This is a genomic window from Saccharothrix obliqua (assembly GCF_019375475.1).
Lineage (GTDB): Bacteria > Actinomycetota > Actinomycetes > Mycobacteriales > Pseudonocardiaceae > Actinosynnema > Actinosynnema obliqua.
In genome coordinates, this window is sequence record NZ_JAHXGQ010000003.1 from 687,169 (window position 1) to 709,110 (window position 21,942).

20 protein-coding genes are annotated in these 21,942 nt (G+C 72.2%); 6 read left to right on the forward strand and 14 right to left on the reverse strand.

All coding sequences use genetic code 11. The features are described from left to right. Nucleotides 1-433: 433 nt before the first annotated feature. Together KZQ38_RS12705 and KZQ38_RS12710 are read right to left on the reverse strand one after the other, a co-directional pair. Nucleotides 434-1,966: an RICIN domain-containing protein gene (locus KZQ38_RS12705; protein ID WP_219441447.1), complete on the reverse strand. Its 1,533-nt coding sequence runs from the start codon at nt 1,964-1,966 to the stop codon at nt 434-436. A 743-nt stretch (nt 1,967-2,709) separates the two neighbouring features. Beyond that, nucleotides 2,710-2,958 (reverse strand): hypothetical protein, encoded by a 249-nt coding sequence (locus KZQ38_RS12710; RefSeq protein ID WP_219441449.1) that lies wholly within the window; start codon nt 2,956-2,958, stop codon nt 2,710-2,712. Between the two features lie 472 nt (nt 2,959-3,430). Between KZQ38_RS12710 and KZQ38_RS12715 the strand changes: the two genes are divergently transcribed. Then, nucleotides 3,431-4,252, forward strand: a complete 822-nt coding sequence (locus tag KZQ38_RS12715) for a hypothetical protein (protein WP_219441451.1) — start codon at nt 3,431-3,433, stop codon at nt 4,250-4,252. 14 nt (nt 4,253-4,266) lie between these two features. On the opposite strand, the gene KZQ38_RS12720 is transcribed toward KZQ38_RS12715, so the two are convergent. Continuing rightward, the gene (locus tag KZQ38_RS12720; protein ID WP_219441453.1) at nt 4,267-4,911 is read right to left on the reverse strand and encodes a hypothetical protein; all 645 of its coding nucleotides are present in this window, start codon (nt 4,909-4,911) and stop codon (nt 4,267-4,269) included. Nucleotides 4,912-5,536: 625 nt separating this feature from the next. Here KZQ38_RS12720 and KZQ38_RS12725 point away from each other — a divergent pair. Then, entirely contained in the window at nt 5,537-6,424 is an 888-nt protein-coding gene (locus KZQ38_RS12725; protein ID WP_219441463.1) for a GntR family transcriptional regulator, read from the forward strand. Here the strand turns inward: KZQ38_RS12725 and KZQ38_RS12730 are convergent. The 6 genes from KZQ38_RS12730 to KZQ38_RS12755 all read right to left on the reverse strand — a co-directional run bounded on the left by KZQ38_RS12730 (nt 6,390) and on the right by KZQ38_RS12755 (nt 11,780). Then, nucleotides 6,390-7,982 (reverse strand): DHA2 family efflux MFS transporter permease subunit, encoded by a 1,593-nt coding sequence (locus tag KZQ38_RS12730; protein ID WP_219441465.1) that lies wholly within the window; start codon nt 7,980-7,982, stop codon nt 6,390-6,392. The genes KZQ38_RS12725 and KZQ38_RS12730 overlap by 35 nt on opposite strands. Then, entirely contained in the window at nt 7,963-8,583 is a 621-nt protein-coding gene (locus KZQ38_RS12735) for a PadR family transcriptional regulator (protein WP_219441467.1), read from the reverse strand. Before KZQ38_RS12735 ends, KZQ38_RS12730 begins: the two co-directional genes overlap by 20 nt. 131 nt (nt 8,584-8,714) lie before the next feature. Then, nucleotides 8,715-8,957 carry a DUF2630 family protein gene (locus tag KZQ38_RS12740; protein WP_219441469.1) on the reverse strand — a complete coding sequence of 81 codons (243 nt, stop codon included), beginning with the start codon at nt 8,955-8,957 and terminating at the stop codon, nt 8,715-8,717. Between the two features lie 74 nt (nt 8,958-9,031). After that, nucleotides 9,032-9,619 (reverse strand): LutC/YkgG family protein, encoded by a 588-nt coding sequence (locus tag KZQ38_RS12745; RefSeq protein WP_219441472.1) that lies wholly within the window; start codon nt 9,617-9,619, stop codon nt 9,032-9,034. After that, entirely contained in the window at nt 9,616-11,028 is a 1,413-nt protein-coding gene (locus tag KZQ38_RS12750) for a lactate utilization protein B (RefSeq protein ID WP_219441474.1), read from the reverse strand. Before KZQ38_RS12750 ends, KZQ38_RS12745 begins: the two co-directional genes overlap by 4 nt. Beyond that, nucleotides 11,025-11,780, reverse strand: coding sequence for a (Fe-S)-binding protein (locus tag KZQ38_RS12755; RefSeq protein WP_219441476.1), 756 nt, complete (start codon nt 11,778-11,780; stop codon nt 11,025-11,027). Before KZQ38_RS12755 ends, KZQ38_RS12750 begins: the two co-directional genes overlap by 4 nt. 70 nt (nt 11,781-11,850) lie before the next feature. Here KZQ38_RS12755 and KZQ38_RS12760 point away from each other — a divergent pair, with 70 nt between their 5' ends. After that, nucleotides 11,851-12,549, forward strand: coding sequence for a FadR/GntR family transcriptional regulator (locus KZQ38_RS12760; protein WP_219441478.1), 699 nt, complete (start codon nt 11,851-11,853; stop codon nt 12,547-12,549). Nucleotides 12,550-12,556: 7 nt separating this feature from the next. On the opposite strand, the gene KZQ38_RS12765 is transcribed toward KZQ38_RS12760, so the two are convergent. From KZQ38_RS12765 to KZQ38_RS12775, 3 genes are all read right to left on the reverse strand, one after another. Next, a complete protein-coding gene (locus KZQ38_RS12765) occupies nt 12,557-12,913 on the reverse strand; it encodes a hypothetical protein (RefSeq protein WP_219441480.1) in 357 nt (118 codons plus the stop codon). A gap of 11 nt (nt 12,914-12,924) precedes the next feature. Further along, nucleotides 12,925-13,440 carry a TetR/AcrR family transcriptional regulator gene (locus KZQ38_RS12770; RefSeq protein WP_219441482.1) on the reverse strand — a complete coding sequence of 172 codons (516 nt, stop codon included), beginning with the start codon at nt 13,438-13,440 and terminating at the stop codon, nt 12,925-12,927. Between the two features lie 361 nt (nt 13,441-13,801). After that, on the reverse strand, nt 13,802-14,389 hold the full coding sequence (locus tag KZQ38_RS12775; RefSeq protein ID WP_219441484.1) for a GrpB family protein: 588 nt from the start codon (nt 14,387-14,389) through the stop codon (nt 13,802-13,804). A gap of 471 nt (nt 14,390-14,860) precedes the next feature. On the opposite strand from KZQ38_RS12775, the gene KZQ38_RS12780 reads away from it, so the two are divergent. Continuing rightward, on the forward strand, nt 14,861-16,423 hold the full coding sequence (locus KZQ38_RS12780) for a tryptophan halogenase family protein (RefSeq protein ID WP_219441486.1): 1,563 nt from the start codon (nt 14,861-14,863) through the stop codon (nt 16,421-16,423). Between the two features lie 52 nt (nt 16,424-16,475). Here the strand turns inward: KZQ38_RS12780 and KZQ38_RS12785 are convergent, their stop codons facing one another. Together KZQ38_RS12785 and KZQ38_RS12790 are read right to left on the reverse strand one after the other, a co-directional pair. Then, nucleotides 16,476-17,246 (reverse strand): RNA polymerase sigma factor, encoded by a 771-nt coding sequence (locus KZQ38_RS12785; protein WP_219441488.1) that lies wholly within the window; start codon nt 17,244-17,246, stop codon nt 16,476-16,478. 201 nt (nt 17,247-17,447) lie between these two features. Next, entirely contained in the window at nt 17,448-18,161 is a 714-nt protein-coding gene (locus tag KZQ38_RS12790; RefSeq protein ID WP_308258363.1) for a TetR/AcrR family transcriptional regulator, read from the reverse strand. A gap of 139 nt (nt 18,162-18,300) precedes the next feature. Between KZQ38_RS12790 and KZQ38_RS12795 the strand changes: the two genes are divergently transcribed. Next, a complete protein-coding gene (locus KZQ38_RS12795; protein ID WP_219441491.1) occupies nt 18,301-20,820 on the forward strand; it encodes a toll/interleukin-1 receptor domain-containing protein in 2,520 nt (839 codons plus the stop codon). Nucleotides 20,821-20,981: 161 nt separating this feature from the next. Continuing rightward, entirely contained in the window at nt 20,982-21,923 is a 942-nt protein-coding gene (locus KZQ38_RS12800) for a hypothetical protein (RefSeq protein ID WP_308258364.1), read from the forward strand. Nucleotides 21,924-21,942: the final 19 nt, after the last annotated feature.

Below are 21,942 nucleotides of genomic sequence, written 5' to 3' on the forward strand. Positions count from 1 at the left end.
GCGGCGGCCCACCACCAGGATCCACCTTGCCCGCGACGGCCACGGCCGACCGCTGTCGGTGGTGCTGACCGGCGGCAACGTCAACGACTGCACCCGGTTCGACACCGTCATGACCGGTGCCCGGTTCTAACGACCCGGGTCGGGCCGACCGGCGACCCGGCCCGCGCGAGTGATCGCTGGCGCGACCCGGAGGTGGTCCGGGTACGGATACTTCAGCCTCGGGTGGCCGCGCTCTCCTCGCGCACTCCGGAGGCGGTCCGGCGCACTGCGGCTCCGCACTCGACCGGCCCCGTCCACGGCTGCGGCTGTGATGGGTCGCGGACGCACGGCCACCGGCGGTGGTCGTCCACGCGTCGCTGGGCCTCGCCGGCGGGTGGTGCGGTCGCGTGTGGTGGTCAGAAGGTGCGGGTGGTGCGTTGTTCGTCCCGGCGTGTCAGACGCGTTCGAGCCGCCAGTGCTGGTTGTGGTTCTCTTGGAAGGTCGGGTAGTCGCCCCAGTAGAAGTATTGGAAGACCGGTGCGTCGCGTTCGGTGCTGCCGCCTCGGATGTCGAGGACCTTGCCGGTGTGCAGGTTCTGGATCCGGAACGCGGGCCCCCTGCCGTCGCCGGAGCCCGCGGGGATGAGCAGCCACTCCTTGTGCGGGCCATCGGGGTCCGATCGGGTCAGCACCTCGGCGCCGTCGTCGGAGGACATGCCGACCACTTCCAGGTAGCGGTCGCGGGCGGGGTCGACGTTCTTGATCCGGTAGCCGCCTCCGCTGACCGGGACCAGTTCCCAGTGCTGTGCTTCCAGGCCGGTGTAGTCGTTCTGGTCGACGTTGCCGCCGTCGCCGGTCCAGCCCGGGTCGTCGAGTTGGAGGTACAGGCCGCTGAGGGTGGACTGGATCCGGTAGTGGTGCCCGGCCAGGTCCGGCACGACGATCTTCACCCGGGTGGAACCGGTCCGCACGCCGTCCACGACCGCGGCGATCTCACCCTCGACGGAGATCTCCCGGGTCACCGGGGCGGCCGGGGTGCCGGTCGCCCCGGGGAACTCCAGTTGGAAGTCGAGGGTGCTCGGGTGGGCGCCGGTGAAGGGCCCGTAGCCACCGGCGGGTTCGACTCGCACGAACGGCGCGATCGCCGGGTCCGGCACCAGGTTGACGTTGCCGAGCGTGGTGATCCCCGCGGTGCCGAGGTCGATGATCGTCTGGACCACGGTGTCGGGGGTGATGCCGTCCCGGTAGGTGCCGCCGGTCGCGGCGGCGATCCGGGAACCCTGGCCGGCCGCGCCACCGGTGGCGCACCGGTCCTTGTACGGGCCGCCGTTGGACAGCGGCACCGGGTTGGCGTTCAGTCCCGGACCGGTCGAGCCCGTCGGGGTGCTGATCGGCAGGACGAAGATCCCCTGCCCCTGGAGTTTGAGGGTGACCGACTGCTCGGTGACGTCGTGGGCCAGCCCGGACACCGCCTGGCAGATCGGGTCGTGGCCGGGCGCGTCACCGATCCAGACGACGATCCGCTTGGCGTCGGTGCGCCACCCGATCGACCCGCCGGGTGGCTGCGCGAGCTGGTCCAGCGCGTAGAACTGCCCCTCCGCGATGGTCGCGCCCCCGGGGGTCACCGCCCAGGCGCGGATGCCGTCGGCAGCCGCGTGGGAACTCGGGCTCAGCGCGACCTGGTGCTGGAAGCGCTCGGCGGCCGGATAGTCCAGGTCCCGGTAGTTGCCGACGCCGAAGTGGACGTTCGCGCCCACCCCGTTGGCGGCGGTCACCAGCTTGTTCAGGATCTCCTCGACACGCGTGCGGACCGCGTTGATGACACCGCTCATGCTGCTCGTGGTGTCGGTCAGGAAGTAGACGTCGATCCTGGGGACGACCCCGCTGCCGGGGAGTTCCACCCGCACCGTTTCCCGGTGGCTGTCCGGTGAATCGGGGTTCGTCCCGAGATCGATGGTCGATGGCGAGAGCTGGGCCGTGATGGTCATGGTTGACGCCTCCTCGTCCCGGTCCTTCAGGCGACCGCGTAATCGAACACCTCCACCCAGGATTACGACATGGGGCACGCGAGGGAATGCCCGCCACCTCCGGTCGACCCAAAGGTGTGGATTCCGGCTGTCGATGGATCTTCGGGTCAAGAACCACCCACACCGGGGATCGCCGACCTCGCAGGCGCACCGCGAGACCATCCACGAGACACTCGGCCGCACCATTCCGGCGACCTCCAGCCACCGCGCAAGACACCGATCGTGGGCGAACCGAGACAGGCGTTATCACTGTACGCGACGCCGAAACGGCTTTCCGGCCTCACCCGTGCAGGTCATCACGGACTGCGCCGCAACAGGAACTCCTGTGGAGTGGGTTAAAACGCGAAAGGAATATACCCCTACTGGCCGGTTCCAGCATCGGAGCGGTCTTGCTGACGGTATCAACACTGCTCCGCACGGGATTTGAAGGCATCGCCGACAAATGGTGTCCACAACGCATGTGGAGCCAATTACGAGTACACTCGGCCGACGTCGCACGACAACGGCGACACAACGGCGACGGTGGCGGTGCCTCCCCGCTGGCGTGCTGAGCCGTGACGTTCAGGACGCCGTTCCCGCGATTGATCACGGTGCACATGCGGTCGAATGCGGTCTTGCCGGGCACTGCCTGGTTCGTCGGCGTCTCGGTCACCAGCCCGCTGTTGGGGTGCCGCCGAGGATCTCGACGGCGATGCCACGGCCGATCAGGTCGCTGAGCACGAGCAGTCCTCCGAGGAGATGCGGCCGAGCGCGTCGACCTCCTGGTCGGTGAGCATGTCGCCGGGGCGCAGGGAGTCGAGCGTGGCGATCAGCGCCGGACGGGCGTCAACGGCGAGCGTGCCGCCGATCTCCTGAACACCACCACGCGGATGTTGTCGCGCGTCGTGCTGTCGCGCGGTCTCCTGCCGAACCGCACCAGCCCCACCAGCGTCACGGCACCCTCGATCCGTCAAACGAACGTGTTGGCCAACCCGTTCTCCGAGCGGCCTCCGATCCGCGTTCCGACGGCTGGTGCGGGCGTCGCCTCCGAGCGGACGCCTGGCTGTCCGCACTGCGGTGTCCGCGGGGCGGCCCCGTTCCGGGGCGTGTCGCTGGGCCGTTCAGGTCTGCTACCGCTGGACCAGTTGATGGCTCGGTAGCAGCGTTTTGGCGGATTGCTGCCAGCCGTTCGGTTCTATCGTCGGGTTTGTGCGCGGCATGGCGTGGGTGGCTGGTCGGGGTCGCCGCCCCTCGTGCGTGACTTCGGCCTGAACTGAAGGCACCCTGCCGCATCCTGTCGGGGACTTGGGCAGGTGGGAACGCATGCCGGGCCGGGACGGCCGCCGGAACGACATGGCGCGGGTGGCCGGCACGACGGCGTCGTGCTCGGTCGGGTCAGCCACTGGGGCTGCCCGGGGGCACGGCCCGTGGTCAAAAGGAGAGACCATGAGATCAGCGCGATACGCAGCAGCGGGCCTGGCGGTCATCACCGCGACGCTCGGCATGAGCGTGACGACGACCGGGACGGCGATGGCGAACCCGCCGGGCTACCAGGTCGTGCCGGGGCAGTCCGTCACCGTTCCCAACCGGCAGGTGACCTCGGTGTCCTGCCCTGCCGGCGCCTACGTGGCCGGGGGCGGCGTGTACAGCGAACCAGGGGACTTCCTGCTGCGCAGCGCCCCGTCGAGGGACGCCCGAGGCTGGGAGGTGGCGTCGTTCAACCCCGACCGGACCACCGTCAGGCTCACCGCGTTCGCCATCTGCATCGCCCCCATCGCCGGTTACACCATCGTCGCCGGGCCGATCGCGCAGAACGTGGCGTCGGCCGCTCGGCAATCGGTGATCTGCCCGTCCGGGAGGGTCCCACTCGGAGTCGGCGGGATCGCCTCCGGCACGGCGGCCAAGATCGGCCTGTCGGCGCTGTACATCGACAAGGTCTCGGATGGCACCTACCGGGCCAACACCGCCCTCAACCAGACCACCACGGGCAACAACACCCTGCAACCGATCGCGATCTGCGCGGCACCGCCCGCCGGGTACCAGACCATCAACAACCCGACCATCAGCGTCCCCAACAGCAGCCAGGTCAACTACGTCAGCTGTCCAACCGGGACGGTCAGCCTGTCCGCCGGCATGTCCGTACCCGGCGTGAACTCCTACATCTACGACCTGTCACCCGCCACCACCGGCGGGTTCTGGGAGTTCCGGGGCTTCGCCCCCGCCAACCCGGGCTACTACGCCGCCGGCAGCATCGTCTGCGCCTCCTGACAGGAGCTGGCGGGTCATTCCGACCCACCTCGGCCTCGCGCCCACCCGGCGCGAGGCCACCCACTCGACCAACTCCGCGCCCCACCGCTCCCGACAGCGACAAGGGGCGTGTCGGTCGAAGACCCGCTCCTGCCGGTCGTGCTCGTCGGGATCGGCTGGTCATCCTCGTCGAGGTCGGTCAGGTCGACGGGGCTGTAGTCGAGCAGTTGGTCGGCGGTGTGGCGGTCGGTGGCCAGGAGGCGGGGCCAAGCGGGAGTGCTGGGGTAGGGCTGGTACTCGAAGGCGAAACCGCGAAACCGACCTGGTACCGCTCGATGAGGTCTCGCAGATCGTGACGCGGCGATCTCGGTCGGGTATTCGATGGGAGAACCCGAGGATGCATCCACCCTTGACGTTGGTTCGACCGAGCGGCGGACGACAACCTTGGTCATGGCGGGATCAAGACACTTGTCGATCAAGGTGAGCATGCGTTCGCTGCCGGCTGCGATGCCCGGTGCTACTTCCCGCAAGCCGTTGTGCGCCAGTGTGTCCGAGGTGCGGTCGCTTGCGTGGTGCAGGACGTTGATCCGGCCGGTGGTGCTTCGGGCCGCCTCGTCGCCGACGAACCGGAACGCCGTCACATGCGCAATCGACGGCGGCGTCAAGGTCGCGACCGGCATCCGCCTCGTGCACCACGCGGACGGCTCGACGGCACCCCGCGTCCGACGTTCGAACGTCACCACGCGTGCGACCGCAGCAGGTCCGGAGCCTGAGCGGTAGGAGGCAAGCAATCGGACAACCGGATTTGCCCCCTGCCGGAGTGAACGGTGCTGGTTGCGCTTCGGATGATGGGGCGTGTTCCGGGGCGCTTCTTGGTGATCGCGTCCAAGCCCGCGTACAGACGCACCCGCAGAGAGCCACTGGGCAGCACGTCGATACTGCCGCGCTCGCGCGGAGTTGCGCCGTTCAGCCGAGCCATGAGAGGGGCGATAAGCCGGAACTCGCCTCACGAGTGATGTCACGACTCGGACTTCACGGCTACCTGACGGGCGGATACACCCAGGTCAAGCGGCGGTCCCCCCGGCAGGACCCGAACCTGCGCACCCGCCTCCGGAGCGCAAGCGTCATCGACAACGGGAACCCGCACCTCCGCGTGGTCGGGCACGTCTCGGTGGGGTCCATTGACGGGTGGTGAGGCGTTGCCTTCGTGGAGGTGGGCGGCACCGCGGCGTAGCGGTTTTCCGCTATGCCGTGGTGGGGTTCGCCGGGTGTCGTCGGTCGGGTGCGGGGCGCGACAGTGCTCGGGTGCGTTTCGCGGCCCCGCTCACCGTTCCGGTCGTCCTCGACCGGCGGACGGGTGTGCCGCTGCCCCGGCAGGTGGCGGCCGGGTTGCGGGCCGCGATGAGCGCGGGTCGGTTGCCGCCCGGCGGGCGGCTGCCGTCGACCCGGACGCTCGCCGCCACCCTCGGCGTGTCCCGCGGCGTGGTGGAGGCGGCCTACGACCTGCTCGCCGCGCGTGGCCACGTGCGGGCCGCGGCCGGCTCCGGCACCTACGTCGCCGGGACGCCCGCGCCGCCGCCCCGGCCTGCCGCCGGAGCAGGCCCGGTCGACCTGCGACCGGGCCTGCTGTGCCTGGAGTCCTTCCCGCACGCGGCGTGGCGGGCGGCGTGGCGGCACGCCGCCGGTGCGCCACCGCCGACCACCGCGGAGCCGCACGGCGCGGCCGAGCTGCGGCACGCCCTGGCCACGCACCTGGTGGCGGTGCACGGGTGCCGGCTCGACGGGCGCACCGTGCTGGTCACCACCGGCCGGGAGGCCGGGCTGCGGCTCGCGCCCGACGTGGCGGGTGATTTCGCCGCCCTCTTCGGCCCGGCCCTGCGGGTCGGGTACGCCGTGGTCGCCCAGCCGCCCGACCACCTGCCCGAGCAGCCGCCGCACGTGGCGCAGCTCGCCGTCGCCCGGCTGCTCGACGACGGGACCGTGGCACGCACGATGCGTCGCCGCGTCCGCGTGCTCACCCGCAAGAAATCCATTGTGGACGAAGTGCTGCGCGGAGTCCCGTTGCGACACCTCGAACTCGGCACGGTCGAGGTCGCCGGTCGGGTGATCGGTTACGGCCACCTGCCGGACCCGCGGCTGCGTGCCGCCCTCGCCGCGACTACCCCACGCGGGCGGGCTCCGGGTGGCGGGTGACGCGGCGCAGCACCGCGGCCGACCCGATGCCCAGCAGCAGCACGGCGATCGGCAGCACCAGCGTGACGCGGGCGGCGTCGGTGAGGCCCGCGTTCACCACCTGCCCCACCAGCTCGGCCGCCCGCGCGGCGACCTCCGGCGGCAGCCCGGGGAGGTCGCCGCCACCGCTCGTGCCGAACTCGCCCGCACCCGCCGCCGCGTTGGACACCGCCTCCACGAACGGCACGCGGTACGGCTCCGGGAGCTGCCCGGCCGCCTCGGTCGCCTCCCGCGTCACGGAGGTGCTGATCCGCGCCTGGAGCAGCACGCCGATCGCCGCGCTGCCCAGCACGCCGCCGACCTGGCGGGACGTGTTGAAGATGCCCGACGCGGTGCCCATCAGGCGTGGCTCCACCGTGCTCATGGTCAGGTTGCTCATCGGCGAGAAGATGCAGCCGATGCCCAGCCCGCACACCAGCAACGCGGGGATGAACGTCCACGGGTCGCTGTCCGGGCGGGCTTGCAGCGCGATGATGCCGATGCCCGCCGCGAGCAGCCCCAGCCCGGCCATCACCAGGTACCGGCCGTCGACCCGGTCCGACGCGCGCCCCACGAACGGCGCGACGACGCCGGACAGCAACGACATCGGGGCGGTCAGCGCGCCCGCCATGGTCGGGCTCAGGCCCAGCACGGTCTGGATGTAGATGATCAGCGGCAGGAACATCCCGGTCATGGTGAAGCCCACGGTGGCCGCGGTGAGCGTGCCCGCCGAGAAGTTCCGGTTGGCGAACACCGCCAGCGGCACCAGGGGTTCGCGCTTGTTGCGCCGCTGCCACAGCACGAACGCGATCAGCAGCAGCACGCCCGCCCCGATGATCTCCGGGATGGTGATCGGACCGCTGACGACGCCCCAGTCGTAGTGCTGGCCGTTCTGCACGCCGAACACCACGCAGAACAGACCGGCCGCGGAGAGCACGATGCCCAGCACGTCGAACGAGTGCGAGTGCCGCGGCTGCCAGTCGGGCACCAGCACGACCGCCAGCACGATCGCCACCAGCCCGATCGGGACGTTCACGTAGAAGATCCACGACCAGCCGAAGGTGTCGACCAGGAAGCCGCCGAGCAGCGGGCCGGTGATGGTCGCCAGACCCGCGACACCGCCCCAGACGCCCATCGCGGCGCCGCGCTCGGCGGGCGGGAACAGGTGCGTGATGAACGCGAGCGTCTGCGGCGTCATCAACGCCGCGCCGAGGCCCTGGACGGCGCGGGCGGCGATCAGCATCTCCACGTCGCCGGACAGGCCGCACCACAGGGACGAGGCGGTGAACACCACCAGACCCGCGAGGAACACCCGCTTCGGGCCGAACCGGTCGCCGAGGCGGCTGGTGAACAGCATCGGCACGGCGTAGGTCAGCAGGTAGACGCTGATCACCCACACCACGGCGTTCAGGCCGGCGTGCAACTCGCGGAGCATGTCCGGGACGGCGATGGACACGATGGTCGTGTCCAGCAGGATCATGAAGAAGCCCAGGCACAGCGCGGAGAGCGCCGCCCACGGGTTAGTTGGTCGCGCGTTCATTGTCTTCCTTGGCGATGAGGCTCAGCTTCGGCTTGCAGTCCGGGAACCGGAGGCGGCCGGCGCGCAGCTCGTCGAGCAGTTGTTCGGTCCAGGTGAGTTCGAAGGCGCGCCGGGCCGCGGCGAACCGCCAGTCCAGCCAGTAGACCTCCGGGGTGCCGTCCGCGCGGAGCCCGTCCACGACGGCCTGGTCGGACGCCACGGCCGCGCGCAGTCGCATCACCCGGTGCTCCAGCTCGGAGATCGCGATGTCGGGCCCGAGTTCGTCCACGACGGCGAGGCCGCTGAGGTACGCGGGGTACTCCTGCTCCAGGTCGCCGAGCAGTTCCCGGCCGCGTTGCTCGAACGCGTCGCGCCCGGCGGCGGTCATGCCGTAGACGGTCCGCTCGGGCCGCCGCCCGTCCCGCCGGGTGTCCACGACCTCGACGTAGCCGGTTCCCTGGAGCCGTTCGACGGTGTGGTACAGCGAGCCCGCGCGCAGCTTGACCCGCGCGTCGACGTACCGCTCACGCATCAACTGCGCCATCTCGTACGGGTGCATGGGCCGCTCGTGCAGCAGCTCCAGCACCGCCATGCCCAACGGCGTCAACTTGGCCGCCGCCATCCGCCCCTCCGGAGTCCGTCCCGATTATTCCGCGTGGACTATACGGGGCGGATCAGCCGGCGGGCGAGCGTGTTCGTGACCACATCACGTGGAATAGCGCAGGTCAGTCGGGCTATCCGGATGAACCGGACTTACTGGAGGTAACCCTCCACCTCGCTGCGGGGCCGGGCGTCGGCCGCGTCGGGGTCCTGCCCGGACTCACGACGCGCCCGCCGCTGCCGCAGCAGGTCCCAGCACTGGTCCAGCGCCTGTTCCAGGTCCTTGAGGCGGCTGCCGCCGTCCCGGTCCAGCCCCTCACCGGTCACGTCGTGGCGGAGCCGGTGCTCCTCGTCCATCAGCTCCCGGATCCGCCGGAGCACGTCGTTGTCGTTCACCTGTCCTCCCGGTGGTGTCGGTGCACCCAGCTCAACAGACCGGGGCGTGCTCCGCGACCCGGCGCGGGCGACCGTCAGCGGACGACCACGACCTCCAGCGTGCGGGGACCGTGCACGCCCTCCACGCGTTCCAGCTCGATGTCGCTGGTGGCCGAGGGGCCGCTGACCCACGTCTGGGTGCGGACGCCGGCCAGCGCGGCGACGGCGTCCGGCACGCCCGCGACCACCTGCTCCCGCCGCACCACCACCAGGTGGTAGTCGGGCAGCAGGGTCAGCGCCCGCGCGCCCTGGTCCCGCGCGTCGTGGTCGAGCACGATGGTGCCGGTCTCGGCGATGGCCACGTGGCACGCGGTGACCACGCCGCCCGCGGTGTGGTGGTCGTCCGAGCGGATGTCGTCGGGCACCCACGCCGCCGGCACGCCGGGCGCGGCCACGACCTGCCGGAGACCGCGTTCCCGCAGCGCGGCCACGACCGCGGCGGTGACCTCGTCCGGCGTCGTCAGCCGGACCCGCGCCCGGTAGTCGCGCAGCCGGTCGGCGAACAGGTCCAGGTCACCGGGACCGCCCGAGCGGCGGTAGTCGCGGGGCACGTCGGGCGCGGGCGGGCGGTGCGCGAGCGCGGCGCGGACGCGGCGGAGGACTTCGGCGCGTGCCGTGCTCATCGGGTCTCCCACCAGTCGCGGAACGTCTGCCGCGGCGGGCGTGGCAGGTCGCGCGCGTCCGTCCACGCGGACAGCGGCGGTGGCAGCCTGCCGATGCGGTCGCGGCGGCGGCCGAGGGCGCGGCCGAGCCTGCCCGCGCGCAACGCACGTGCCCACCGCCGGGAGTCCGACATCGCCCAGGCGAGGGCGCGCATCGCGGCCGACTCGGCGTTCGGCGCGGTCGTCCGGGCGACCTCGCCACGCAGGTGGACCAGCATCGAGGGGATGTCGATGGCGACCGGGCACACGTCGTAGCAGACACCGCACAACGACGACGCGAACGGCAGCGTCTTGTTGTGTCGCACACCGGTGAGCTGCGGCGACAACACCGCGCCGATCGGGCCCGGGTAGACCGAGCCGTACGCGTGGCCGCCGGTCCGCTCGTACACGGGGCACGAGTTCAGGCACGCCGAGCAGCGGATGCAACGCAGCGCGGCCCGGCCACGCGGGTCGGCCAGCGTGGCGGTGCGCCCGTTGTCGACCAGCACGACGTGGCTGGTCTGCCCCTCGGTCGGCCCGGTCCACACCGACGTGTAGGGGTTCATCCGCTCGCCGGTGGAGGAGCGGGGGAGCAGCTGGAGGAAGACCTCCAGGTCCTGCCACGTGGGCACCAGCTTCTCGATGCCGACCACGCTGATCAGGGTGCGCGGCAGGGTCAGGCACATCCGGCCGTTGCCCTCGGACTCCACCACGACCAGCGCGCCCGAGTCGGCGACGGCGAAGTTGGCGCCCGAGATGGCCACGTCCACGGTGGTGAACTTGTGCCGCAGGTACCGGCGGGCGGCCTCGGCCAGCGCCGCCGGGTCGTCGGGCAGGTCCGGGTCGACGCCGGGCATCTCGCGGCGGAACAGGTCGCGGATCTCGGCGCGGCCCCGGTGGATCGCGGGCACCAGGATGTGGCTCGGCCGGTCGTCGCCGAGCTGCACGATCAGCTCGGCGAGGTCGGTCTCGACGGCACGCACCCCGGCCGCGGCGAGGGCGTCGTTGAGGCCGATCTCGGCGGTGGCCATGGACTTGACCTTGATCACCTCCGTCGTCCCGGTGGCGGTGACCAGTTCGGTGACGACGCGCGCGGCCTCCTCGGCGTCCCGCGCCCAGTGCACGGTCGTGCCGCGCGCGGTGAGCGCTTCCTCCAGGCGCAGCAGGTGGGTGTCGAGGTCCGCGAGGACGGCGTCCTTGATCGCCGCGCCCGCCGCGCGCAGCCCGGCCCAGTCCGGCACCTCGGCCACCACGGACGCCCGCTTGGCGCGGATCGTGCCGGTGGCCTTGGCCAGGTTGCGGCGGAGCTGCGCGTTGCCGAGCGCCGCGCGGGCGGCGCGGGGGAACGGTTCGCCGACCAGGTTTCGCGAGGGCATCCCGAGGAACGTCATCGCACCGCCACCGCCATCGGTGCCGCGGCGGTGCTCGCGAGGACCTGCGCCAGGTGCACCGGTCGCACCCCGGCCCGGAGCCTGCTCAACCCGCCGCCGATGTGCATCAGGCACGAGGCGTCGCCCGCCGTCACTACCCGTGCGCCGGTGCCGACGATGTTCGTCATCTTGTCGGCGAGCATCGCCGTGGACGTGTCGGCGTTCTTGAGCGCGAACGTGCCGCCGAAACCACAGCACGTGTCGGCGGACGGCAGCTCGACCAGGTCGATGCCCCGCACCTCGCGCAGCAACCGCAGCGGTCGGTCGCCGACGCGCAGGATGCGCAGGGAGTGGCACGTCGGGTGGTAGGTGACGCGGTGCGGGAAGTACGCGCCGACGTCCGTGACGCCGAGGACGTCCACCAGGAACTCGGACAGCTCGTAGGTCTTCCCGGCGACCTCCTCGGCCGCCGCGGCGAGGCGGCGGCCACCGTGCTCGGCGGCCACGTCCGCGTGCTGGTGGCGGATGGAGCCGGCGCAGGAGCCGGAGGGCGTGACGACCACGTCGGCGTCCGCGAACGCCTCCACGTGGTTGCGGATGATCGGCACCGCCTGACGCGCGTAGCCCGTGTTGACGTGCATCTGCCCGCAGCAGGTCTGACCACGCGGCACCACGACCTCGTGCCCCAGTCGCTCCAGGAGGGTGACGGTCGCCTTGCCGACGTCCGGGAAGAGGCCGTCCACGAGGCAGGTGACGAACAGCGCGACTCTCACACCGGACACCCTAGACTCTGTGGTCTGACCACACCACCAGTGTGGTCGGACCACACGCTGGAGGGTTGCGGTGAACGGTTACGCGGCGGTGCTGCGCCACGTCGAGGAGGAGCTGTCCGCCGGCCGGCTGGCGGTCGGGCGGCAGCTGCCCGCGGAACGCCGGCTGGCCGAGGACCTCGGGGTCAGCCGGGCCACCGTCCGCGAGGGCATCCGCGTGCTCCAGGCCCTGGGTGTCGTGCGCAGCGGCGTCGGCTCCGGGCCGGACGCGGGCACCACGGTCGTCGCCGACCCGGCGGGCGGTATCGGCGCGGCGCTGCGGCTGCACCTGGCGACCCGCCGGCTGTCGCCGGAGGACCTGGTGGGCACGCGGGTGATGATCGAGAGCCACTCCGCCCGCGCCGCCGCCCGCCGCCCCGACTCGCCCGAACTGGAGCGGGCCGCCCGGCTGCTGGACCGGATGGACGACCCCGCGCTCGACGCGGACGCGTTCCACCAGCTCGACGCGGACTTCCACGTGGCCCTCACGGCGGCGGCCGGCAACACCGTCAACACCGCCGTGATGGCCGCCCTGCGCGACGCCATCCACGCCACGGTCGTGAGCGCCGTCGCCGCCCTGCCCGACTGGAACCGCACGGTGACCCGCCTGCGCCGCGAGCACCGCGCCATCCTGCGTGCCGTGCGGGCGGGTGACGGTGACCTGGCGGTCGCCCGGGTGACCCGCCACGTGGAGGGCTTCTACCGCGAGTGGGCCCGGCACGCGAAGCCCTGACCCGTGATCAGGCGCCGTGCCGTGCGCCCTCGATCAGCTCGACCGCGGCGCGGGGGTCGTCGACCTGGATGATCAACCGCGCGTACCGCTCGTCGGCCAGTTCGATGACGATGGCCTTGGCGGGGTCGCGGACGTCCCAGAACACGCGTTCGCCCTCGCGGTGGAAGGTGCCCGCGACGATCACCCCCGGCAGGTGGGCGCCCGGTGCGCGGATGCCCTTGGGCTCCTTCACCGCGCCGGGGTCGATGGTGGCGCCGCGGACGTTGGTCAGGGGGATGGACAGGCGGCTCTTGAGCGCCCAGAGCTTGTCCATCCCCTCGATCGTCACGACCAGGTCGCCGCCGTCGATGTCGATCCGTGCCATGTGGTGCTCCTTCATCGGATGTCGAACCGCCGCGCCAGCGCGGCGGAACCGGGTTCGGTGGTCGAGTCGGTGGCCCGTGCGCGGATGCGCAGCCCGAGCAGCGCCGAGGTGAACGCCCCGGTCGCCGCGGCGTCCGGGGCGGGCAGCACCGCGCCGAGCGCCTGGTCCAGGACGTCCAGCGCCTCGCCGACCAGCGCGGCGACCTCGGGGTCCGCGGGCGCCCGCTCGACCGCCGCCAGCAGCAGCAGGTCCAGCCCGGCGCCCGCGACGAGGTCCGCCGCGGCAGCCGGCCCGTCCGCCGCGGCCACGGCCTCGGCGAGCGGGCGCACGTCGTCGTCCAGGTGTCGGCGCAGGGCGGCCAGGTACAGGCCCCGCTTGCTGCCGAAGGTCTTGTACAGGCTGTTGCGGTGCACGCCCAGGTGGCCGACCAGGTCGTCCACGGAGACCCCGTCGTACACCCGGTCCGCGAACAGCGCTGCCGCGGCCCGCACCACTTCGGCTTCGTCGAAACCCCTCGGTCGCCCCATGTCCTCACCGTAGACAATTCGGGAACGATCGGTCAAGAACGATCGTTCCTAAACTTGTCCGGGCTCGCCACGCGCCTCGGCCCCCTGTCGCGGCAGGGGGCCGGGGGTGTCACCGGTGGGCGGTGGAAGGCGGGGTCCGCGTGGTCCGCCTCGTCGGTGGCCGTGGGGACGGGTCCCCGCGGTCCGCGTCATCGGCGGCCTACGGCGCGTGGTTCGCGTCATCGGCGCTCACGGCGCGTGGTCCGCCTCGTAGGTGGGCCATGGCGCGTGGTCCGCATCATCGGTGGGCCATGGGCGACTCGGTTCGCGTGAGCCGTGTCGTCCGCCCGACACCGCGGGAGCACCTGTCCCGCGTGGTGGGTCAGAGCATTCCCGCCGCGCGGAACAGGCGGTCGTAGATCTCGCGGATCACGGCTTCCTTGCGGTGGTTGTAGTCCATGACGTTGCCCCCGCCGGGGATGGCCGCCCGCTTGGCCTCCTCGTAACGCGCGCGGTCCTCGGGGTGGGTGCGCAGCCAGTCCCGGAACATGCGGTGGCGGATGGCCTCGGGGGAGTCCGGGCCGAACACGTGCAGGTTGACCCTGGGCTCGTCCCTGCGGAACGCGCGGTGCTCGTGGAACGACGGCTCGCGGATCACCAGGACGTAGCCGAGGCGTTCCAGCACGGGCACGTAGGCGGACTCGTCGCGGGAGTCGGGCACGGTCAGGTCGATGTCGATGACGTCCTTGGCGGCCAGTCCCGCCACGGACGTCGAGCCGACGTGCTCGACGTCCAGGGCCACCTCGCCGAGCGCCGCGCGGATGTCCGCCGCCAGCGACCGGTACCTGGCGGGCCATTCCGGGTCATAAGGGACGATGACGACTGTTTCGGGCGCGGGAGGTCCCAGCACCCAGGGGTCCTCGGTGGGGTCGATGTCGTGGTGGCGCGTGATCTCCTCGAAAGTGGGCACGCGGCGAAAAGTATCGAGCGGCGGCCGGGCCGTCGAATCAGTTACCGCTTCCCCCGGGGGTCGGCGCGGGTGGGCGGCCGTGGTGCTTTCTGTTCCGAATGGCGCAGCGGCGGTCCCGGCGGTGCGGTTCCCGATAAGGATTTCTTATGGCGTTCGAGATTGATTCAGCAGGTGTCCCGGCACATTCGGGGCCGGGTGTCAACCCGCCGCACGTCCACCGGGTTGACGTATATTCGGCCTATTTCTCGCGGTGTTGGTCTGAATTCGTTGAGTAGGACCCGCCGGGCGTGTATACCTCAGCCCTGGCAACGTGGCCGGCAATGGTCCGGCCATCGGGGTTTCCTGAGGTCGGACCGGGTGGCGGCCCGGTCGGGGGGCGATGGCGCACGACTGGGTGAAGACGATCCGCGCATTTCCGCCGCCGGTGGACCGGCACGCGGGCTGCCGGTCAGGTCGACGGGAGATGTGGGCATGGGAACCAGAAATCCGGACCACGTGGTGGTGGTCGGCGGCGGTACCGCGGGGTGGATGACCGCGTCTTACCTGAAAGCGGCGTTCGGGGACCGGGTGGCGGTGACGCTGGTGGAATCCGGGCGCATCGGCACGATCGGTGTCGGCGAGGCGACGTTCAGTGACATCCGGCACTTCTTCCAGTTCCTCGACCTCAAGGAGGAGGACTGGATGCCGGCGTGCAACGCGACCTACAAGCTCGCCGTGCGGTTCGAGGACTGGCGGCGGCCGGGGCACCACTTCTACCACCCGTTCGAGCAGATGCGGTCGGTCGGCGGGTTCCCGCTCGCGGACTGGTGGCTCCAGAACGGCCCGACCGACCGGTTCGACAAGGACTGCTTCGTCATCGCCTCGCTGTGCGACGCCGGCCGCAGCCCGCGCTACCTGGACGGCGGGCTGTTCGAGCAGGAGTACGTGGAGGGCGCGGACGAGCCCGCCGGGCTCACCATGTCCGAGCACCAGGGCCGCACGCAGTTCCCCTACGCCTACCACTTCGAGGCCGCGCTGCTGGCCAAGTACCTCACCGCCTACTCGGTGGAACGCGGCGTGCGGCACGTCGTGGACGAGGTGCTCGACGTGCGGCTGGACGACCGGGGCTGGATCGACCACGTGGTCACCAAGGACCACGGCGAGATCACCGGCGACCTGTTCGTGGACTGCACCGGGTTCCGCGGGCTGCTGCTGAACAAGGCGTTGGAGGTCCCCTTCATCTCCTACCAGGACACCCTGCCCAACGACAGCGCCGTGGCGCTCCAGGTGCCGTTGGACATGCGGGCGCGCGGGATGCGGCCGTGCACCACGGCGACCGCGCAGGAGGCGGGCTGGATCTGGACCATCCCGCTGTTCGGCCGGATCGGCACCGGGTACGTCTACGCCAAGGACTACTGCTCGCCCGACGAGGCCGAGCGGACGCTGCGCGAGTTCGTCGGGCCGGCGGCGGCCGACGTCGAGGCCAACCACATCCGGATGCGGATCGGGCGCAGCGCCGAGTCGTGGCGGAACAACTGCGTCGCCATCGGCCTGTCCAGCGGCTTCGTGGAGCCGTTGGAGTCCACCGGCATCTTCTTCATCCACCACGCCATCGAGCAGCTGGTCAAGCACTTCCCGGCCGCCGACTGGAACCCGCGGCAGCGGGAGATGTACAACTCGGCGGTCGCCAACGTGATGGACGGCGTGCGCGAGTTCCTGGTGCTGCACTACAAGGCCGCGGCGCGCGACGACACGCGGTATTGGAAGGACACCAAGACCCGCGCGGTGCCGGACGGCTTCGCCGAGCGCGTCGAGCGCTGGCAGGCGCAACTGCCCGACACGGAGAACATCTTCCCGTACTACCACGGCCTGCCGCCGTACTCGTACATGTGCATCCTGCTCGGCGGGGGCGCGATCCCGGTGCGGCCGTCGCCCGCGCTCGCGAAGTCCGACGACACCGCCGCCCGCGAGGAGTTCGCGGCCATCCGCGACCGGGCGCGGCACCTGGTGGAGCGCCTGCCCGCGCAGTACGACTACGTCGAGCGGCTGCGCTGACCGCGCCGCCGGGCGGCCCGGACCGCGTCGCCCGGCGGGCCGGCAGCAGGCGCTAGCGCTGGGCCTCGCGCGGACAGGTGTTGAGCGAGGCCAGCTCGTCCGCCAGCTTCCGGCAGTTCGCGCACTTGCCGAGGTGGTCGTCCACCGCGGACCGGCGGCGCGGGCGCAGCGCGCGCCGGGCCCACGAACCCAGGTCGTCCACCACGTGCGCGCAACCGGACGGCACCAGCTCACGGATCACGTGCGCGTCGAGGTACGCGGCGCGCAACGCCTCGCGGGCGCGGTGGGCGCGGGACGACACGGCGTTCGGGGAGATGTCCAGCACGCGCGCGGCGTCCGCCGGCGACATGCCCATCACCTCCGTGTAGAGCAGCACCTGCCGCGCCGTCGCGGGCAGGCGGTCGAACGCCCGCACCACGAGGCTGCGCTCCAGCACGCGCTCGACCGCCGTCTCCTGCTGCGGTCTCGGGTCGAGGCGGGACGCGGCCTCGTTGGCCGTGGGGTCGTCGGTCAGCAGTTCCTGCGCCAGTCGGCGTTTCCGGGCCAGCGCGGCGTGTGTGATGGTGGTGAGCAGGTACGCGCGGAAGGAGCGGGTCGGGCCGCCGCCGTCCAGCAACGCCTCCAGCAGTCGGAGGAAACCCTCGGACACGACCTCGTCGGCCTCGGCGGGCCGGTCGGGCACGAGGCGGCGGGCACGGGCGCGGGCGACGGCGAAGTGCCGCTCGTACAGGGGGCGGTACGCGGAGACCTCACCCGTGCGCACCATCGCCATCAGGTGCTCGTCACTGCTCGCCGAGTAGTCCACAGTGGATGAAAAGGTCAACGTCACTCCAAAACGGGCACGTCCCGGGCGGCGAGGAGCGGCGACCCCGCCGCTGCGGTCGGCCACGCCGGGGCCGCACCACGTCCGGTCACGAGTCGACCTCGCACATCAGCGGTACCTGGAAGTAAGGGTTACAGCAACGTACCAGGAAAGATGCGCAGAGTGGCAATTCATCACCCGAGAGTGAGCAAGCAGCCGTGATCACCGCGGCAGCGGTGGCAGCGGGACGTCCGGGTCCAGGGCCACGCCGCCCTGCCGCAGCACGTCGTCCACCAGCGCCCACACCCACCGCGACACGTGGTCGACCAACTCGTCCAGGTCCGTGCCGCCCGGCTCCGCCGACCACCGCGCCGCCGCGGCCTCCACCATGCCCACCAACCCGAACGCCAACGGGTCGGCGATGCGGGTGTCGACGTCCAGCAGGCCCAGGTAACCGCCGAGCAGGTCACGCAGCAACCCGGCGATGGCGGCCCGGACGTCGGCCGCCGGTTGCCGCCGACCCGGGTCGTCCGCCACCGACCGGGAGACCACGTACTCGTAGAGCGAGCGGTGCTCGGTCAGCCATTCCACGAACGTGCGCACGACGCGCGCGATGACGTCCCGCGTGCTGCCACGCGGCTCGGTCAGGGGCGGCGCCATCGCCGCGACCAGCAGTTCGCCGATCCGCCTGCCGACCGCGCCGTAGAGGTCGTCGGCGTCGGTGAAGTGGCGGTACAGGCGCGGCCGGGAGATGCCGGCGACCTCGGCGATCCGCTCGGTGGACACCCACGGGCCGTGCTCGGCGACGGCGGTCAGCGCGGCGGCCACGATCTCGGCCCGCCGCTTCTCCCGCTGGCCCGCCCAACGGGCGGCCCGCCCGTCCACGGGTTTGTCCCGCTCCCCACCGCCCACCACGTGGGACAGCGTAGTGAGCACGCAAGCGGAACCACCCGCTGAACGCCCTCTTTCCCTTGCCCGCCAGTGGTTCCACCCCCGACCGGCCGAGAGCGCAGCCACCCGATGGGGCCAACCGCGTCGCCTTGACATCGCGTGACGGCGGTTGCTTGGCTCCCTCATGGGTTTCTCCGCTCCGTCCGCCCGGCAGGTCTACGAGTACGTGCTGCGGCTGGACGACAGTCCCCGCGCGCTCACCGACCGCTTCGGCTGGAGCGTCCTCCTCGTCGGCGGTTACGCCGAAGTCGCGCAGGAGTTCCTCTACAAATACGGCCTGGACCTCTGCGCCCGCACGGCCGACCGGGTCCGGTTCGTGTTCTTCGCGGACGTCGACGGCGGGGGAGCGCTCACCGCGCGGCGTGCCGCCCGGCGCCGGGGCGGTCTCCTCGGCGCGGTGCTGCGCGGGCTGCGCCTGGACTTCCGCGACCGCGGCTGGGACGTGCTGCGCCCGGACTCGCTGGACCCGGTCGTGTCCGAGGAGGATTTCGCCGCCCGCGTCGAGCGGTGGAACAGGCGCGTGCTGCCGGGTGCGCACGCCGGGCTGGAGTTCGCGCAGCGCCTGGGCATCGGGCGGCACGTGCCGTGCCTGGTGGTGTTCACGGACATCGGCGACCTCGGCGTGCACGTGCTGCCGTTCGAGGAGATCGGCGCGGACGAGGCGTACCGGCGGGTGCGTGCGTGGATCGACGAGTTCTACGAGGTCAACCACGACGTGCTCGCGCGGTGGACGCGGATCGAGCAGCAGGTGGCGCGCCTGGTGTCGGCGTTGGCGGGCTCGCTGTGGGCGGTGCGCGAGTGGCCCACCCACCAGCGGGCGGCGTGGCGGGAGCTGCGTGCCGTCGCCGCGCTGGCCGCCGCGCCGCCCGGCGACCTCGCGGCGCTGGACGAGGTCCTGGCGGGCGAGGCCCGGCTGCCCGCGTCGCTGCGTGACGAACTGGCGATGTGCCGGCGGCGGCTGTCGGCCGCGGCGGACCGGCTGGCGGCGGCGGAGCGGATGACCGCCGCGGCGGGTGAACTGGCCGCCACCGACGACAACCGGGTGCTCCGCCGCGTGCTCGGCCGCCTCACCGGCGACGCGCCGCTGCGCCTCCTGCTCGACCCGGACGCCGCGTCCGCGCTCGCCGCGGCACGCGCGGTGTTCGTCCGCGACGACGTGGCCGAGCTGCGGAACTGGCGGCAGGACAACGGGAAGCTGTTCGCCATGCCGGTGTTCACCGCCGCCCGCCAGTCGTGGCGGTGGATCGCCGAGCAGGGCAGGCTGCCCCGGGAGACCCCGGCTCGGCACCGGCAGCGCGACTTCAGCGCGTTCAACACCGCGCTGGCCGCCCAGCCGCTCGCCCGGCCGTCCGGGGAGATCGCGGACGCGGTGCTCGCGGCGCTGGCCGCGCACCACGGCGTGACCGACGAGGGTGAGTGGCGGACGGCCACCGCCGGGTTCCGCGCGCACCTGGTGGACGCCGTCGACCGGCTCAAGTCCGGCGCGCCCGCGGACTTCACGCTGGTCGGCCACTGCCTGCCGTTCGTGGCGCCGCCGCCGAGGTCCGCCGACGGCCCGCGGGCGCGGCGGCGGGACGAACTGGTGCGTGCGCTGCGCCGGTCGGCGGACCGCCAGGTCGTCGCCGCGCACGAGCGGGAAACCGTGCTCGCCGCGGTGCCCGTGCTGGCCGAGGGCCACCGGGCGGAGCTGGAGGCACGCCTGGCGACCGCCGCGCCGCCCGAGCTGACCGGTGGCGCCGCGGTCGCGGAGCTGACCGACCTGGTGGCGGTGCTGGACGAGTACGACGACGCGGTGCGCTCCGTCGTGCACCCCCACCTGAGCGATCCCGAACTCGTGCCGGTCGCGGGCCGGGTGGCCGACGCGGCGGGGTTGGCCGACCGGCCGCGGCCGGCGGACCGGCTGCGGCCCCGGGCCGCGTGGACGGTGGAGACCTACCGGCGGTTGGCGCGGGAGCGACCGACGTGGCGGACCCGGACACCGGCGGACGTGCTCGCCGACGCGTTGGTGGGCCTGCGCCGGGACGGCGGTGGTGAACCCCGGGACGCGTTGCGCGCGCTGGGCGTGGACGACCTGGCGGTGGTGGCGCAGCGGCTCGGGGTGACGGCCGGCGGGCCGCCGGAGCGGGTCCGCGCGGCCGTGCTGACGGCGGTCGGCATGGCGGTCGAGGACGACCCGCTGGGTCCGACCGACGTGGCGGCGGTGCGGCGGCTGGCGCGCAAGGTGGCGGACGCCGAGTTCGACGTGTTCATGGCGCACCACTCGGTCGACAAGCCCGCGGTGCGGGAGCTGTGCGACCTGCTGCGCCGACACGGCGTCCACCCGTGGCTGGACGTGGAGCAGGTCCGACCCGGCACGTGGTTCCAGGACGTGATCGCCGCGGCGATCCGCACCGCCCGGACCGCGGCGGTGTGCGTCGGCCCGAACGGCGTGGGCGGCTGGCAGTCGTTGGAGGTGCGGACGTTCGTGGAGCGGTGCGTGTCCGAGGGCGTGCCGGTGATACCGGTGCTGCTGCCGGGCGTGGCGGAGGTGCCCGCCGGGCTGCCGTTCCTGCGGCAGCTCGACGCGGTGCGGTTCGAGCGGTCCGTGCGCGAGGCGGAACCGCTGCGCCGGTTGCTGTGGGGCGTGACGGGCGAGCGGCCGTAGCCGGTGGTCCACAGTGGACGCGGTGGCGGGGTGGCCCGAGTGTTATGGCCGGTTGTGAGTGGGCCGGTCGGCCGTGCGGCGGTACGGTCCGGCGTGACGGCACGAACGAGCTTCCGCGCCCGGTCCCTGCCACGACCCGGGCCGGTGAAACGAGGCACCCTGTGAGTCGCACCCGTGTCCGGCGCGTGGTGATCGCGGTCCTGGCCCTGTCCCTGGGCTCGGGCACGGCGGTCGCCGAGCCCGCCACCGCCGCGAGCCCCACCGCCGCGCCCTACTGCTACGAGGAGCCGTCGAACCCGACGGCGAACATCGCCGACCTGAAGTCGGCGTTCCGGTCGGCCAACTGGATGCAGACGCTCCAGGCCATGTACAAGCGGCGCTGGCCGAGCGGCGAGGCGCTGGCCATCGCCCAGTCCCGGGACAAGTATTGGGACCAGTTCGTGCAGAAGGGCAGCTTCGAGGCGTTCGCCGAGTCGATGATGGTGGCCATCCACGAGGAAACCCACATGTGGGACCTCGACCCGGCCCGCACCAGGTGGAACACGCACACGGCGGCGTGGGTCAACGCCACCCGGCAGGACCTGGCCGTGCCGCTGCACGACGGGTTCGCCCGCAAGGAGATCCTGCCGCTGATCAAGGACCGGTACAGCGACTCCATGGACGGCATCTACCTGCGTGACCGGACGCAGGGCGAGTACCACCTCCAGGGCGTCCTGGCCGAGTTGAACGCGGGCCTGACCGGTTTGCCCGCCGCGACCGTGGTGCAGGAGTACATCAAGGGCGTGGGCGCGAGCAACGCCCGCGACATCGCGGCGACCAACCTGCGTTACCTGCTGCTGTACCTGCGGGTCGCGAAGGACCGCCACCCGGACTACTGGGCGAAGATCAAGAACGAGCCGAAGCTGCGCGACCTCGTCCTGACCCAGTTCCTGCGCACGGCGTACTGGCTGGAGAAGTCCGCGCCGTACGGCGGGAAGCTGGGCGGCCCGAACGCCGACCGCATCACCGCGACGAACTACGCGCCGGAGAACATCTCGATCCTGGAGGAGTTCACGGGCCGCCGCGTGCGCACCGACGCGCAGAAGAACTGCACCGCCTCGTAGCGAGGGGGACGCCGGGTCC

Bases quoted from the DNA above. Each gene is read 5' to 3' on its own strand.
- KZQ38_RS12705 (WP_219441447.1), bottom strand. From the start codon at position 1,966: ATGACCATCACGGCCCAGCTCTCGCCATCGACCATCGATCTCGGGACG.
- KZQ38_RS12715 (WP_219441451.1), top strand. From the start codon at position 3,431: ATGAGATCAGCGCGATACGCAGCAGCGGGCCTGGCGGTCATCACCGCG.
- KZQ38_RS12720 (WP_219441453.1), bottom strand. From the start codon at position 4,911: ATGCCGGTCGCGACCTTGACGCCGCCGTCGATTGCGCATGTGACGGCG.
- KZQ38_RS12730 (WP_219441465.1), bottom strand. From the start codon at position 7,982: ATGAACGCGCGACCAACTAACCCGTGGGCGGCGCTCTCCGCGCTGTGC.
- KZQ38_RS12735 (WP_219441467.1), bottom strand. From the start codon at position 8,583: ATGGCGGCGGCCAAGTTGACGCCGTTGGGCATGGCGGTGCTGGAGCTG.
- KZQ38_RS12745 (WP_219441472.1), bottom strand. From the start codon at position 9,619: ATGAGCACGGCACGCGCCGAAGTCCTCCGCCGCGTCCGCGCCGCGCTC.
- KZQ38_RS12750 (WP_219441474.1), bottom strand. From the start codon at position 11,028: ATGACGTTCCTCGGGATGCCCTCGCGAAACCTGGTCGGCGAACCGTTC.
- KZQ38_RS12765 (WP_219441480.1), bottom strand. From the start codon at position 12,913: ATGGCACGGATCGACATCGACGGCGGCGACCTGGTCGTGACGATCGAG.
- KZQ38_RS12770 (WP_219441482.1), bottom strand. From the start codon at position 13,440: ATGGGGCGACCGAGGGGTTTCGACGAAGCCGAAGTGGTGCGGGCCGCG.
- KZQ38_RS12780 (WP_219441486.1), top strand. From the start codon at position 14,861: ATGGGAACCAGAAATCCGGACCACGTGGTGGTGGTCGGCGGCGGTACC.
- KZQ38_RS12795 (WP_219441491.1), top strand. From the start codon at position 18,301: ATGGGTTTCTCCGCTCCGTCCGCCCGGCAGGTCTACGAGTACGTGCTG.